Raw genomic sequence first — 12,402 nt, 5'->3', positions numbered from 1 at the left:
CCATGGGCATTTTCGATTTCCTCTCCGGCCAGTTCATCGACGTCATCCATTGGACAGACGACACCCGCGACACGATGGTTTGGCGGTTCGAGCGTGAGGGCCATGAGATCAAATACGGCGCCAAGCTGACAGTGCGTGAGGGGCAAGCGGCGGTCTTTGTGCATGAGGGGCAGTTGGCGGATGTCTTCACCCCCGGTCTCTATATGCTTGAGACCAACAACATGCCGATCATGACGACCCTGCAACACTGGGATCACGGATTTCGCAGCCCGTTCAAATCCGAGATCTATTTCGTCAACACGACCCGCTTCAACGATCTGAAATGGGGCACCAAGAACCCGATCATCGCCCGCGACCCTGAGTTTGGCCCCGTGCGCCTGCGCGCCTATGGCACCTATTCCGTGCGGGTGAGCGACCCCGCGAAGTTCCTGACCGAGATCGTCGGCACCGATGGTGAGTTCACCATGGACGAAATCTCATTCCAGATCCGCAACATCATCGTTCAGGCTTTCTCGCGCACGCTGGCCTCCTCCGGCATCCCGGTGCTCGACATGGCCGCCAACACGCGCGAGTTGGGGCAGTTGGTGGGCAAGGATATCGCCGCCCAGATCGCGGAATACGGGCTGGCGATGCCCGAGCTTTACATCGAGAATATCTCTCTCCCGCCCGCGGTCGAGGCGGTGATGGACAAGCGCACCTCGATGGGCGTGGTCGGAAACCTTAATGAATACATGCAGTTCCAAGCCGCCGAAGCGCTTGGCCGCGAAGGTGCGGGCGGGGCCGCGATGCAAACGGGCCTTGGCGCAGGGCTGGGAATGAGCATGGCCCAAGCCGCCACCGCGCAAGCCGGACCCTGGGGCGCGCGCCCCGCCCCCGCCGCCGCCGCACCGGTGCCGCCCCCGCCGCCGCCGGTCGAGAAGGTCTGGCATATCGCCAAGGACGGCGCGACCTCTGGCCCGTTTTCCAAAGCCGCGATGGGCCGCAAGGCGAGCGAGGGTAGCCTTACCCGCGAGTCTCTGGTCTGGACGCCGGGCCAAGATGGCTGGCAGCGGGCCGAAGACGTGGCCGAACTGGCGCAGCTTTTCACCGTGATGCCCCCGCCACCGCCGCCGCCCCCGGCCTGATCCAAAGGCGCGTCGGCCCAAGACCTTCGCGCGCATCCCGCCCGTGGCCTCTCAGGACCACGGGCCACCCCCCATCCGCTCCGCCGCGATTGACCTTGCAAAGCACCCCTTATGTCCGCCACCGATCTGCCCCCCGCCACCCCGCTTGAAGAGCACCGTTTCCCCTGTGACACCTGCGGGTCGGACATGCGCTTTGACCCGGCGCAGGCGCTGCTGATCTGCGATCACTGCGGCAATGTGGAGCCGATTGACGGCACGGGCCGCCACGCCCATGCCATCGCCGAGCAAGACTTCCGCGCGGGGCTAGAGGCCGCCCTGCCCGACGCCGAGATGGAAGAGACCCGCGTCACCACCTGCCCCAACTGCGCAGCACAGGTGGAATTCGAGCCCGGCAAACACGCCGCCGAATGCCCCTTTTGCGCGACGCCCGTGGTGATCGACACCGGCACCAACCGCCATATCAAACCGCGCGCCGTGTTGCCCTTCGCCCTGCCCGAAGAACGCGCCCGCGACGCGATGAAAGACTGGCTCGGCAGCCTTTGGTTCGCGCCCAATGGCCTGCAACAATATGCCCGCAAGGGCCGCCGAATGCAGGGCATCTATGTGCCCTTTTGGACCTATGACGCGCAGACAGCCTCAAGCTATCGCGGGGAGCGTGGCACCGTCTATTACGTCACCCGCACCGTCATGCGCGATGGCAAGCGGGTGCAGCAGCAGGTGCCGAAAATTCGCTGGCGGGCCGCTTCGGGGCGGGTGGCACGGTTCTTTGATGATGTGTTGGTGCTTGCCTCCCGGTCGCTGCCCAAGAAACACACCGACGCGCTGCACCCTTGGGATCTCTCGGCGCTGGAGCCCTATGCGCCCGAATACCTCGCGGGTTTCCGGGCCGAGGCTTACGGCATCACGCTTGAGGAAGGCTTCGTTCAGGCCCGCGCCCATATGGACCGGGTGATCGAGCGTGACGTGAAGTTCGATATCGGGGGCGACCGCCAGCGCGTGCATGACATCAACACCCAAGTCAGCGATGTGACCTTCAAACATATCCTGCTGCCGGTCTGGCTTGCCGCCTATAAATACCGCGGCAAGACCTATCGTTTCGTGGTCAACGGCCATTCCGGCAAGGTGCAGGGCGAACGCCCCTATTCCGCCATCAAGATCACCTTTGCCGTGGTGCTGGGGCTGATCGCCGCCGCCATCGTCGGCTATTTCATGGCCCAGCAATGACCCAAAGCTACGAGCAATTCACCGACCTCTTGCAGGCGCGCTATTCCTGCCGCGCCTTTCGGCCCGACCCCGTCCCCGAAGAGACCATCACCCAAATCGTCAGCGCCGCGCGCCATGTGCCCTCGTGGTGCAATGCGCAGCCATGGCAGGTGACCATCACGCGCGGCGGGGGCACCGAATCCTTTCGCGCAGCGCTCCTTGAAGCCGCCAGCGCCAATACCCCGGTCGCGCCGGACCTGCCATGGCCCACGGGCTATTCCGGCGCCTATGCCGAACGCCGCCGCACCTGCGGCTTCCAGCTTTACGATGCGGTGGGCATCGCCAAATCCGACCGCGCCGCGCGTCAAGCGCAGATGCTGCGCAACTATGCGCTTTTCGACGCGCCCCATGTGGCCATCGTGACCGCCCCGGCCGAGCTTGGTCCCTATGGCGCGATGGACTGCGGCGGTTTCGTCACCGCCTTTACCCTCGCCGCGATGGCGCTCGGCGTGGCCAGCATCCCGCAGGCCGCCATCGCCGCCTATGCGCCCTTGGTGCGCGAGGTGCTGGCATTGCCCGGGGATCGGCTGGTGCTCTGCGCGATCTCCTTCGGCTATGCCGATGAGACGCACCCCGCGAACGCCTTTCGCACCGAGCGGGCCACCCCTTCCGACATCATCGACTGGAAAGACTGACATGCGCGCATTGCTGCAACGGGTGACCGAGGCTTCGGTCACGGTCGAGGGTGAGGTGATCGGAGAGATCGGCCCCGGCCTGCTGATCCTCGTCTGCGCCATGCCCGAGGACACCGAAGAAACCGCCGAGAAACTGGCCCTGAAAGTTTCCAAGCTGCGGCTGTTCAAGGATGAGGGTGGCAAGATGAACCTGAGCCTTGCCCAAACCGGTAGCAGCGCTTTGGTGGTGAGCCAATTCACCCTCGCCGCCGATACCGCGCGCGGCAACCGCCCCGGCTTTTCCGGCGCGGCAAAGCCCGAGATGGCCGAGGCGCTCTATTCCCATTTCGCCCGCAGCCTCGCCGGGCTCGACATCCCTGTGCAGACCGGACAGTTCGGCGCGGATATGGCCGTGGCGCTGGTCAACGATGGGCCGGTGACCCTCTGGCTCGACAGCGCAGCGCCCTGATATCTCGGTGGAAAGCATGGGCCGGCAAGCTTGGGAGGAGGTAAGCTTGCCAGCCGGTATAACGGGTCCGGGAGGAGGAGGACCGTTAATATGCGGTGTCAGATCAACCCGGGAAGGAGCGGGGTCCGGCACCTGACAATGCAGCGCGCGGTGGCGCAACATTGATGGCTGAGGGTCTAAAAGCGCAGTGGCTTAGAGACCGTCGTATTCTTCGGTCACCAGCGCTTGGGCGTGCTGGGGAATTTGGTTGCGGTCGATGCCCGCACGCTCAAGCTGCGCGTCGCTCATGCTGTTGAGAACGGCCTGCATGCGCGAGATTTGCATCTGGGTAACGCCACGCGCCAGCAGGGCGCCGACTTTGCCAGCAGCGGTGCCAAGCGCACCGAAGACTGGAGCGGTCGCATCGCGCAGGGAGAAACCGTGAGGGGCGGATAGGGTGTTGTCATACTTCATAGGTCTGTTCCTTTGAAAGTTCTTCCGACGCCAGACGCCGGATATCGCACCGTGCGATGCCGATATCGGACAGTTCGCGATCGCTCAGTGCGTTGAGTTCTGTGAAAGTTCGGTTGTAAGCTGCGCGCCGGGCCTTGATCTGGGCCACGCGACGGCGCATGCCGTCAACGGTGTGAAAAAGCCCATCGAGCGCGGAGCTCAGGGTAGTGCCACGTGAGATTGCCATCGTCATAAGCGCAACTCCTTTCAGAATGCTGCAAGTGCATTATCAATGCTGCAATGCAGAAGTAGTACGCTCTGACCCTATTTTGAACCCGCAGAATTTGCATAGGCGCTATGCCCGTCACGAAAGGCCGGGGGCTAACTATAGGTAAATAGCCTAAAATTTTTGCGCCGATACACAGGAAATGTGCATCGGCGCAACGCAGCGGGGCTGCAATTCGGGAATTTGGGGATCGAAGGCGGCGTGCCGCCCTGCCCGCGCGAGTCGCTTAGCGCGCCGGCTCCCAGGGACGGGTGTAGACGTTGAGCACCTTCGCCACGTCGTCATGGCTCGCGTCGTTCATCGTCACCTGCGCCACCAAGCCGCGCTTCTTGTCGTCCACCACCTCGGTCACCCGCGCGGCACAGCCCGCCTTTTCGAGGCTGCCGTTATAGATCCGCGTGATCGCATCCTTGCGCAGATCGGGTTTGAAGATCTTGCCGACGGCCGTCTTGGGCAACTCGTCCATGATCTTGAGGTGCTTGGGCTGGGCTGCGCGTTCGGCAACATGCTCACACGCATAGGCCAGCAGTTCCTCTTCCGTGACATTGGCGCCCTCGACCAGTTCGACAAAGGCGCAAGGCACCTCGCCCGCGTGGGGATCGGGCTGGCCGATGGCCCCGGCAAAGGCGACAGCCTCATGGCCAAGCAGCGCCTCTTCGATCTCGGCAGGGTCGATGTTGTGCCCGCCGCGAATGATCAGGTCTTTGGCCCGGCCCGTGATCCAGATGTAGCCATCCGCATCGATCCGTCCCAAATCGCCGGTGCGCAGGTATTTGCCATGGTAGAAGAGGTCTTTGTTCTTGTCCTCTTCGACATAGGTGTGGCCTGCAAAGACACCGGGGTTCGACACGCAGATCTCGCCAATCTCATCCGTCTCCGCATCAATCGGCCCGTCGACGGTGCCCTTGATGATCCGCACGTCCGAATAGGGGAAGGCGATACCGATGGAGCCGACCTTCTTGATGCCATCCGTCGGGTTGCAAGAGACAAGGCAGGTCGCCTCGGTCAGGCCGTAGCCCTCGACCAGCGTGACGCCCGTGGCCTTCTCAAACCGGCGGAAGAGCTCCAGCGGCAGCGGCGCGGAGCCAGAGAAAGCGGTCTTCACCGTGCTCACATCCGCGTCAATCGGGCGCTGCATCTTGGCTGAAATCGCCGTGGGCACGGTGATGATAAAGGTGATTTTCCACCGTTCGACCAGCTTCCAGAAGTTATCGAACACCCCTTCCCCGCGATAGCCCTGCGGCGTCGGGAAAACCACATGCGCGCCCGAGGACACGGCGGCCATCAGGATCACATGACAGGCAAAGACGTGGAACAGCGGCAGCGGACACATGATGTTGTCCTGCTCGCTGAACAGCAGCCGATGCCCCAGCCAACCGTTGTAGATCAGCCCCGAATACTTGTGCTGCGCCACTTTGGGCATCCCGGTGGTGCCGCCGGTGTGGAAATAGCAGGCAACGCGATCCTCTTGCACATCCTCAAAGTTGAGCGAGGTGTTCTGCTTGGCGATCTCGGCATTGAAATTGAGGTATTTCGCCTGATTGTTCACCATCCCCTTGGGCCGCACCAGCGGGACGATCCAGCTTTTCGGCGGGGTGAGATAGCGAACGAGATCGACTTCGAGCACCGTGTGCACCTTGGGCGCAAGCCGCACCGCTTCGGCGGTCTTTTGGGCCACATCGGTTTTGGGAAAAGGCCGCAGGGTGACGACGACGGAGGCGCCCACTTCGCGCAAGATGGCACCGATCTGTTCGGCGTCGAGCAGCGGGTTGATCGGGTTCACGATCCCGGCCACGGCACCACCCAGCAGGGTGATCGTCGTCTCGTTACAGTTCGGCAGCACATAGGCCACCACGTCCTTCTCGCCCACGCCAAGGCTGCGGAAAAGGTTCGCCGCCTGCGTCACGCGGCCATGCAACTCTTTCCAAGACAGCGTTTCGGCCTTGTCCTTGGGGCCCGAGAAAATCTGATAGCTGACGGCATTGTGGTTGGGGAATTTCGCGGCCGTATTGCTCAGCATTCCGTACAGCGTCTTGGCCACGTCGCGGTCTTCCCACGGCATTTCCGCCGCGATGGCATTGCGGTCTTCGATCCCGGCGAATGTCATGGTCTCTCCTCCCCTGTGCCGGTGTTCCGGCTTATTCTCCTTGCGCCAGATTGCGGCGAAACGCGCCGTTTCGCAAGCAATCGGCGGCAACAAACGCAACGTCACACGAAGGTGACGTAACGCCGGGGTTGCGCTGTTCAAGACCGGCTCAGGCCGCGGCGGCGGCCCCATCGGTGAACTGAAGCCGCGCCAGACGCGCATAAAGCCCGTCACTGGCGACCAATTCGTCATGGGTGCCGATGGCCGCGATGCGCCCAGCCTCCATCACCACGATACGGTCGGCCTTTTTCACGGTGGCCAGACGGTGCGCCACGATCAGCGTCGTGCGATCCGCGCTGAGCCGGTCGACGGCGGCCTGCACCAGCCCCTCGCTCTCGGAATCCAACGCCGAGGTCGCCTCGTCCAGCAGCAGGACCGGCGCATCGCGCAGGATGGCGCGGGCGATGGCGATGCGTTGTTTCTGCCCGCCCGACAGCATCACGCCGCGTTCGCCCAGATAGCTGTCATAGCCCTCGGGCAGCGCGGTGATGAAGTCATGCGCAGCGGCGGCGCGGGCGGCGTCCTCGACCTCGGCATCAGTCGCGTCGGGGCGACCGAAGCGGATGTTCTCAGCCGCCGTGGCGGCAAAGATCACCGGGTCTTGCGGCACCAGCGCCACCGAACGGCGGAAGTGGTCCCGCGCCACGTCGCGCAGGTCGACCCCATCCAAGGTGACCCGCCCCGACTGCGGATCGTAAAAGCGCAGGATCATCTGGATAATCGTCGTCTTCCCCGCGCCCGAGGGGCCGACAAAGGCCACCGTCTCACCGGGGTTGATCTCAAGGTCGACACCATCCAGCGCCGCCACATCGGGGCGTGCCGGATAGGTGAACTGCACGTTCTCAAAGGCGATCCGCCCCGCGACAGGCTGCGGCAGGCTGCTCTGCGCTGTGGGCGCCGGGTCTTGCACCGTATCCTCGCTTTGCAACAGGTCGATCAGCCGCTCCGTGGCCCCTGCGGCGCGCTGCAATTCGCCCCAGATCTCGGACAGGGCGGCGACCGCGCCCGCGACCATGACCGCATAGATCACGAATTGCACCAGCGCGCCCGCGCTCATCACATCCGCCCGCACGTCGCGCGCGCCGATCCACAGCACGCCGACCACACCCGCGAAGACCAGAAAGATCACGATCATCGTCATCACGGCGCGGGTTTTGATCCGGCGCTGCGCGGCATCGAAAGAGGCTTCGGTCATCTGCGCGAATTGCCCCCGGCTTGCGGCCTCATGGGTAAAGGCCTGCACCGTTTGCACCGCGCCCAGCGTTTCAGAGGCGTTGCCCGAGCTTGCCGCGATCCAGTCTTGGTTCTCGCGGCTGAGCACCCGCAGGCGGCGGCCCAGCGTCAGGATGGGGATCACCACGGCGGGCACGATCAGCAGCACCAGCCCGGTCAGTTTGGCCGAGGTCAGCAGCATCAGCCCCAAGCCGCCCACAAAGATCAGCAGGTTGCGCAGCGCGATCGAGACCGAAGAGCCGATCACCGAGAGGATCAGCGTCGTGTCGGTGGTGATCCGGCTCAGCACTTCGCCGGTCATGATGCGTTCATAAAAGGCGGGGCTCATGCCCACGACACGGTCAAACACCGCGCGCCGGATATCGGCCACCACCCGTTCGCCCAACCGTGTCACCAGCGCATAGCGCAGCCCGGTGCCAAGGGCGAGCAGCCCCGCAATCAACAGCGCCGCGAAGAAATAGAGGTCGAGCAATTCGCTCTCTCCCGTGCCGAAATTGTCGATCACCCGCCGTACCGCCAAGGGCAGGGTGAGCGAGATCATCGCGGTCAGCACCAGCGCTGCCCCGGCGGCGGCCATCAGCCAGCGATAGGGCGCCATGAAGGGCATCAGCGCCGCCAAAGCCCCGATCCGCCGCGACTTTTCGCGTTCGTCTTTGGCGCTTGGTGCGGGGGCTGGGGTGCGTGCCATGGGCTTTCCTTTGTCTTTCCACATCGGTCATGGCGCGGGGGCTGAGCGGGGTCAAGCAAGACCGCCCCAATGAGGACAATCTGCCGCCCCCGACAGGCTGCGGCGGGCGCATCTATCCCGCGCGGCGGCGGTCACGAAAGCTTCGGAGAAAGAGTGGAGCGGGCGACGGGAATCGAACCCGTATCATCAGCTTGGAAGGCTGAGGTCTTACCATTACACAACGCCCGCGCTACGGCTCCTCTCCTATTTTATCGCTCCCTGAGCGTCAAGTGGACCGACGCCCCTTTGGTAAGATCAATTACATGAGCCTGCTCTCGCCTGTGGCCCGTCATCATGGTGGCGGCCCGGGCAAAGGGGCACTAGCTTAGCCGCATGGGATGAAAACGAGGCATTGGAATGGACGCCAGACCGGCCCAAGACCAAAAGCGCGAGGTCGTCATGACCCACGGTGTTCTCAGCGAGGATCCCGAGGATCTGTTTCACGGCACCGGGCTGCGGGTCGTGCGGGCCGTCCTGCACGAGGCGGTGCTGCGGCTGTGGAGCGATGATGCTTTCGGCATGGCCGGAAACGTGGCCTTTCGCGCGCTGCTGGCGATCTTTCCCTTCCTGATCTTCACAAGTTCGCTGACCGCCTTTGTCGGCGATCGGTCGATGGCCGATGACCTGATCCATTTCCTGATCGCCATCGTCCCCCCTGCCCTGATCGAACCGATCGTGACGGAGGTGGAAAAGGTCATGACCGTGCCGCGCGGCGATCTGCTAAGCGTGGGTATCCTGCTGACCGTCTGGTTCGCCGTGGGCGGGGTCGATGGGGTGCGCGTGGGGTTGAACCGCGCCTATGGGCTGCGCGAGACGCGGTCGGTCTTTACGATCTACGCGGTGCAGGTGGCCATGGTGCTGCTGGCGAGCCTGATCCTCGTGATCGTGGGCTATCTGCTGGTGCTCGCCCCCCGGGCCGGGTCTTGGCTGCATATGCTGATGCCGGGTTTCGATCCGCGTTCGGTTACCGTAGGGCTGGTCCGCTTTCCCGCCTCGGCCACGATCCTGCTGGTGGCCCTCTTCGCGGCCCATGTGATCCTGCCCGCACGGCGGACGCGGTTCAACAACATCTGGCCCGGCGTGGTTGCCACCGCCGCCGCTTGGACCGTGCTGGCGGTGCTGTTTTCATCCTACCTGCGCAGCTTTGGCACCTATGCCAGCTATTACGCGGGCATGGCGGGAATCATCGCGGCGCTCTACTTCATGTATCTCGCGGCACTGGTGCTGATCTTTGGCGGTGAGTTGAACCGCGCCTTGCGCATCCGCAGACTGGCCCGCGCGATGAGCGATCAGCCCTGATCCCCTGCGCAGGGCGTGCCGGCAGCGCCCCAGACCGTCACGTCATGCACCAGCGCATCGAGCGTCCCTTCAGGCACCGATCGCCCCGCGCCGGGGGCGAAGCCCCAGTTCACGAAGGCCGAGTTTTGCAGGTGATCGACCAATGAGGCGATGTCATGCCCATCGTTGGTCTCAGGGTCGCGCAACTGGGTGCAGACCTCGACAGAGGATTTGCCGAACCACGCCAATTCCACCGGCGGCAGCCGCCAGGCATCGTCGATATGCGGTGGGGCATGGGGCACGGTATTCGCAGCGGCAGAGGTGACGTGGCAGGCGTCACAAGGGATGCTCTCGGCCCCGATCCTGCTCTCGCCCGCGCGCACATTCATGCCGTGCACCGCCTCCGGCCCATAGCCCAAGCCCTGCCACATCGGCCGGCCCTCTTCGCCCACATGGCAATTGGTGCAACGCGGATGCGCGGTGACGGTGAAAATCCGATCCCAAGCGGCCAGCCCTTCGGCGCGATCAGGCGCCTCCTGCGCAACGGCGGGGGCGGCCAGCATGAGGGCGGCGCAGGTCGATAGATATCTCATGCGAAATCCACGGATTTGGAGAGGGGAAGTTCACGGATCCGCTGGCCCGTGGCGGCGAAGATTGCATTGGCCAGCGCCGGCGCGGCAGGCGGCACGCCCGGCTCACCGATGCCGCGCAGCTTGCCGCCATTCTCTAGCCCGCGCACCTCGATCTTTGGCGTCTGATACAGGCGCAGCCCTTCGTAGAGGTGATAGTTGTCCTGCTGCGGCACCCCGTCGCGATAGGTCAGTTCGCAGTTCATCGCATGGCCCAAGCCCCAGATCACCGCGCCGGAGAGTTGCGCCTCGAAGTTCATCGGGTCCATCACGCGGCCCACTTCGGCGGCAACGAAAACGCGGTCGATCTTGAGCCCCGCGTCGGTTTGGCTGACCTCGACCACCTCGGCCACCGGCACGCCGAAGGACAGGCAGAACGCCAGCCCCCGGCCCCGCCCCGGCCCAAGGTCTGCGCCCCAGTTCGACATCTCGCCCACGGCCTCCAAGACCCCGCGCGAGGGCGCATGGCTGCACAGCCTGAGCCGTTCCTCCAAAGGGTCGACGCCCGCGGCATGGCACATCTCATCCATGAAGCTTTCGTGCAGGAAGCCGTTGCCCGACGCCCCGACCGAGCGCCATGAGCTCACCGGCACCATCGCGGGCACACGGTGGCCGGTCACGCGGTAATTGGGGATCGCAAAGGGCTGATCCCATGCGCCTGCGACGATGGCGATGTCGGGGCCGAAGACCGGCTGGTTCAGCCGCGCCATCTGCGATTCCGCCGTCGAAGGTGCCGCGATGGCCAGATCATAGGCCGCGATCTGCCCGTCCGAAACCTTGCCCCGCGCCCGCGCCATGGCCAGCGGGCGGGGGAAATCATGGGTGAAATCCTCCTCGCGCGACCAGACCATCTTGATCGGCGTGCCGGGCATCTGCATCGCCACTTCGACGGCGCGCAGGGTATAGTCATCCTCAAGCCGCCGCCCGAAACTGCCGCCCGACATCAGCACATGGATATGCACGTTCTCGGCGTCGATCCCGGTCAGCGCGGCGACATTTGCCTGCATGAAACGCGGGATCTGCGTGCCGGTCCAGATATCGACGCGGGCCTTGTCAAGCTTCACCACGACACTCATCGGCTCCAGCGGGGCATGGGCCAGATAGGGGATGCGGTACTCGGCCTCCAACACCTCCCCATCGGCCAGGGCTGCGCTGACATCACCGTCATCGCGAAACCGGCTGTCCTGCCGGTCATCGGTGAAGGAGGCCGCCACGGCCTCGAACTGATCCGCCGTGTCGCCGATATAGGGCGACGCGCCCCAATCACATTTCACCGCCTGCACGGCTTGAAAGGCCCGCCATGTGTTGTCGGCCACCACGGCGACGCCGCCGGTGATCGGCAAGACCGCCTTCACGCCGCGCATCTTTTCGGCGCGGCCCGCGTCAAAGCCCATGATCGCCCCGCCCTGCGCCGGGTTGGTGCGGGTCGTGGCGTGAAGCATCCCCTCCATCGCCATGTCGATGCCATAGGTCTGGGTGCCGGTGGATTTGGCCATGATATCGGTGCGCATCTGGGCCTTGCCAAGGTGCCGCCACGCGCCGGGATCGCGCAGCGTGAGCTCGGTCACCGGGTCGATCTCCGCCGCGGCGGCGGCGAGGTCTTGATAGGCCAGCCGCATGCCGTCGGGCAGCACCACCGCGCCCGCCTCGGTCTTGAGTTGGCTCCGTTCCAGCCCCGTCTGCGCCACGGCGGCGGCCAGCAGAGTTTCGCGCGCCACGGCCCCGGCCATGCGCAGCCGGTCGTACATATCCGGCACGGTCGAACTGCCGCCGGTCAATTGCAGGCCAAGCAGCTTTCCAGCCACATCCGAGGCGCCGCGCCCGGTCCGCGCCAGCAGCGTTTCCGAGGTCGCGGCGATCGGCATCGCCTCAACCCCGACCACGCCGTTATAATAGACCGGCGAAGGCGGCCCGGGCGTGATCCGGACCGTGTCGAGGTCCACATCCAATTCCTCGGCGATCATATGGGCTTGGATCGAATAGGCCCCCTGCCCCACATCGGCGCGCGGGGTGATCAGGGTGACGCCGCTCGCGTCGATCTTGACGTAGGGCGTGATCGCCGCCGCGCCGGGTGGCAAGCCTTCGAGCAGCGGGTTCTTCAGGTCGCGTTTGTACAGATAGGTGCCAAAGGCCACGCCCCCGGCAATGGCGACGGAGCCGACGATGAAACTGCGGCGGGTGATGGTGCGCAGGCGCGACAT

At 64.6% G+C, this 12,402-nt stretch carries 11 protein-coding genes and 1 tRNA gene; 5 read left to right on the top strand and 7 right to left on the bottom strand.

Annotated elements, in window-relative coordinates; genetic code table 11:
* Positions 1–2: 2 nt before the first annotated feature.
* The 4 genes from ACGYLC_RS06010 (at position 3) to dtd (ending at position 3,470) form a co-directional block, all read left to right on the top strand.
* A complete protein-coding gene (locus tag ACGYLC_RS06010) occupies positions 3–1,124 on the top strand; it encodes an SPFH domain-containing protein (RefSeq protein ID WP_394400291.1) in 1,122 nt (373 codons plus the stop codon).
* 111 nt (positions 1,125–1,235) lie between these two features.
* Complete coding sequence (locus ACGYLC_RS06005; RefSeq protein ID WP_394422146.1) at positions 1,236–2,348, top strand: primosomal protein N' (replication factor Y) - superfamily II helicase; 1,113 nt, start codon at positions 1,236–1,238, stop codon at positions 2,346–2,348.
* On the top strand, positions 2,345–3,022 hold the full coding sequence (locus ACGYLC_RS06000) for a nitroreductase (protein WP_394400295.1): 678 nt from the start codon (positions 2,345–2,347) through the stop codon (positions 3,020–3,022). Before ACGYLC_RS06005 ends, ACGYLC_RS06000 begins: the two co-directional genes overlap by 4 nt.
* Before the next feature lies 1 nt (position 3,023).
* The gene (dtd, locus tag ACGYLC_RS05995) at positions 3,024–3,470 is read left to right on the top strand and encodes a D-aminoacyl-tRNA deacylase (RefSeq protein WP_394422145.1); all 447 of its coding nucleotides are present in this window, start codon (positions 3,024–3,026) and stop codon (positions 3,468–3,470) included.
* Positions 3,471–3,662: 192 nt separating this feature from the next.
* On the opposite strand, the gene ACGYLC_RS05990 is transcribed toward dtd, so the two are convergent.
* The 5 genes from ACGYLC_RS05990 to ACGYLC_RS05970 form a co-directional block, all read right to left on the bottom strand.
* The gene (locus tag ACGYLC_RS05990) at positions 3,663–3,923 is read right to left on the bottom strand and encodes a hypothetical protein (protein WP_394400299.1); all 261 of its coding nucleotides are present in this window, start codon (positions 3,921–3,923) and stop codon (positions 3,663–3,665) included.
* Complete coding sequence (locus ACGYLC_RS05985) at positions 3,913–4,155, bottom strand: DUF1127 domain-containing protein (protein WP_394400301.1); 243 nt, start codon at positions 4,153–4,155, stop codon at positions 3,913–3,915. Before ACGYLC_RS05985 ends, ACGYLC_RS05990 begins: the two co-directional genes overlap by 11 nt.
* Before the next feature lie 259 nt (positions 4,156–4,414).
* Positions 4,415–6,295 (bottom strand): acyl-CoA synthetase, encoded by a 1,881-nt coding sequence (locus ACGYLC_RS05980; protein WP_394422144.1) that lies wholly within the window; start codon positions 6,293–6,295, stop codon positions 4,415–4,417.
* Between the two features lie 148 nt (positions 6,296–6,443).
* On the bottom strand, positions 6,444–8,255 hold the full coding sequence (locus tag ACGYLC_RS05975) for an ABC transporter transmembrane domain-containing protein (RefSeq protein WP_394422143.1): 1,812 nt from the start codon (positions 8,253–8,255) through the stop codon (positions 6,444–6,446).
* A gap of 154 nt (positions 8,256–8,409) precedes the next feature.
* Positions 8,410–8,483, bottom strand: a tRNA-Gly gene (locus tag ACGYLC_RS05970).
* Positions 8,484–8,651: 168 nt separating this feature from the next.
* Here ACGYLC_RS05970 and ACGYLC_RS05965 point away from each other — a divergent pair.
* Positions 8,652–9,593: a YihY/virulence factor BrkB family protein gene (locus ACGYLC_RS05965; protein WP_394400307.1), complete on the top strand. Its 942-nt coding sequence runs from the start codon at positions 8,652–8,654 to the stop codon at positions 9,591–9,593.
* Here ACGYLC_RS05965 and ACGYLC_RS05960 read toward each other — a convergent pair.
* Positions 9,584–10,165, bottom strand: coding sequence for a hypothetical protein (locus tag ACGYLC_RS05960; RefSeq protein ID WP_394422142.1), 582 nt, complete (start codon positions 10,163–10,165; stop codon positions 9,584–9,586). The two genes, ACGYLC_RS05965 and ACGYLC_RS05960, sit on opposite strands and share 10 nt — an antisense overlap.
* Complete coding sequence (locus tag ACGYLC_RS05955; RefSeq protein WP_394422141.1) at positions 10,162–12,402, bottom strand: molybdopterin cofactor-binding domain-containing protein; 2,241 nt, start codon at positions 12,400–12,402, stop codon at positions 10,162–10,164. Before ACGYLC_RS05955 ends, ACGYLC_RS05960 begins: the two co-directional genes overlap by 4 nt.

Origin of the sequence: Sulfitobacter sp. 1A12157, assembly GCF_043557345.1 — a bacterium.
GTDB lineage: Bacteria > Pseudomonadota > Alphaproteobacteria > Rhodobacterales > Rhodobacteraceae > Sulfitobacter.
The sequence above is the reverse complement of the archived record's forward strand: the minus strand, read 5'-3'. Positions and strand labels throughout refer to the sequence as shown.

Excerpts from the sequence above, each read along its gene's own strand:
- dtd (WP_394422145.1), top strand. The coding sequence starts at position 3,024 with ATGCGCGCATTGCTGCAACGGGTGACCGAGGCTTCGGTCACGGTCGAG.
- ACGYLC_RS05980 (WP_394422144.1), bottom strand. The coding sequence starts at position 6,295 with ATGACATTCGCCGGGATCGAAGACCGCAATGCCATCGCGGCGGAAATG.
- ACGYLC_RS05955 (WP_394422141.1), bottom strand. The coding sequence starts at position 12,402 with ATGTCGCGCCTGCGCACCATCACCCGCCGCAGTTTCATCGTCGGCTCC.
- ACGYLC_RS05990 (WP_394400299.1), bottom strand. The coding sequence starts at position 3,923 with ATGAAGTATGACAACACCCTATCCGCCCCTCACGGTTTCTCCCTGCGC.
- ACGYLC_RS06005 (WP_394422146.1), top strand. The coding sequence starts at position 1,236 with ATGTCCGCCACCGATCTGCCCCCCGCCACCCCGCTTGAAGAGCACCGT.
- ACGYLC_RS05965 (WP_394400307.1), top strand. The coding sequence starts at position 8,652 with ATGGACGCCAGACCGGCCCAAGACCAAAAGCGCGAGGTCGTCATGACC.
- ACGYLC_RS06010 (WP_394400291.1), top strand. The coding sequence starts at position 3 with ATGGGCATTTTCGATTTCCTCTCCGGCCAGTTCATCGACGTCATCCAT.
- ACGYLC_RS06000 (WP_394400295.1), top strand. The coding sequence starts at position 2,345 with ATGACCCAAAGCTACGAGCAATTCACCGACCTCTTGCAGGCGCGCTAT.
- ACGYLC_RS05960 (WP_394422142.1), bottom strand. The coding sequence starts at position 10,165 with ATGAGATATCTATCGACCTGCGCCGCCCTCATGCTGGCCGCCCCCGCC.
- ACGYLC_RS05985 (WP_394400301.1), bottom strand. The coding sequence starts at position 4,155 with ATGACGATGGCAATCTCACGTGGCACTACCCTGAGCTCCGCGCTCGAT.
- ACGYLC_RS05975 (WP_394422143.1), bottom strand. The coding sequence starts at position 8,255 with ATGGCACGCACCCCAGCCCCCGCACCAAGCGCCAAAGACGAACGCGAA.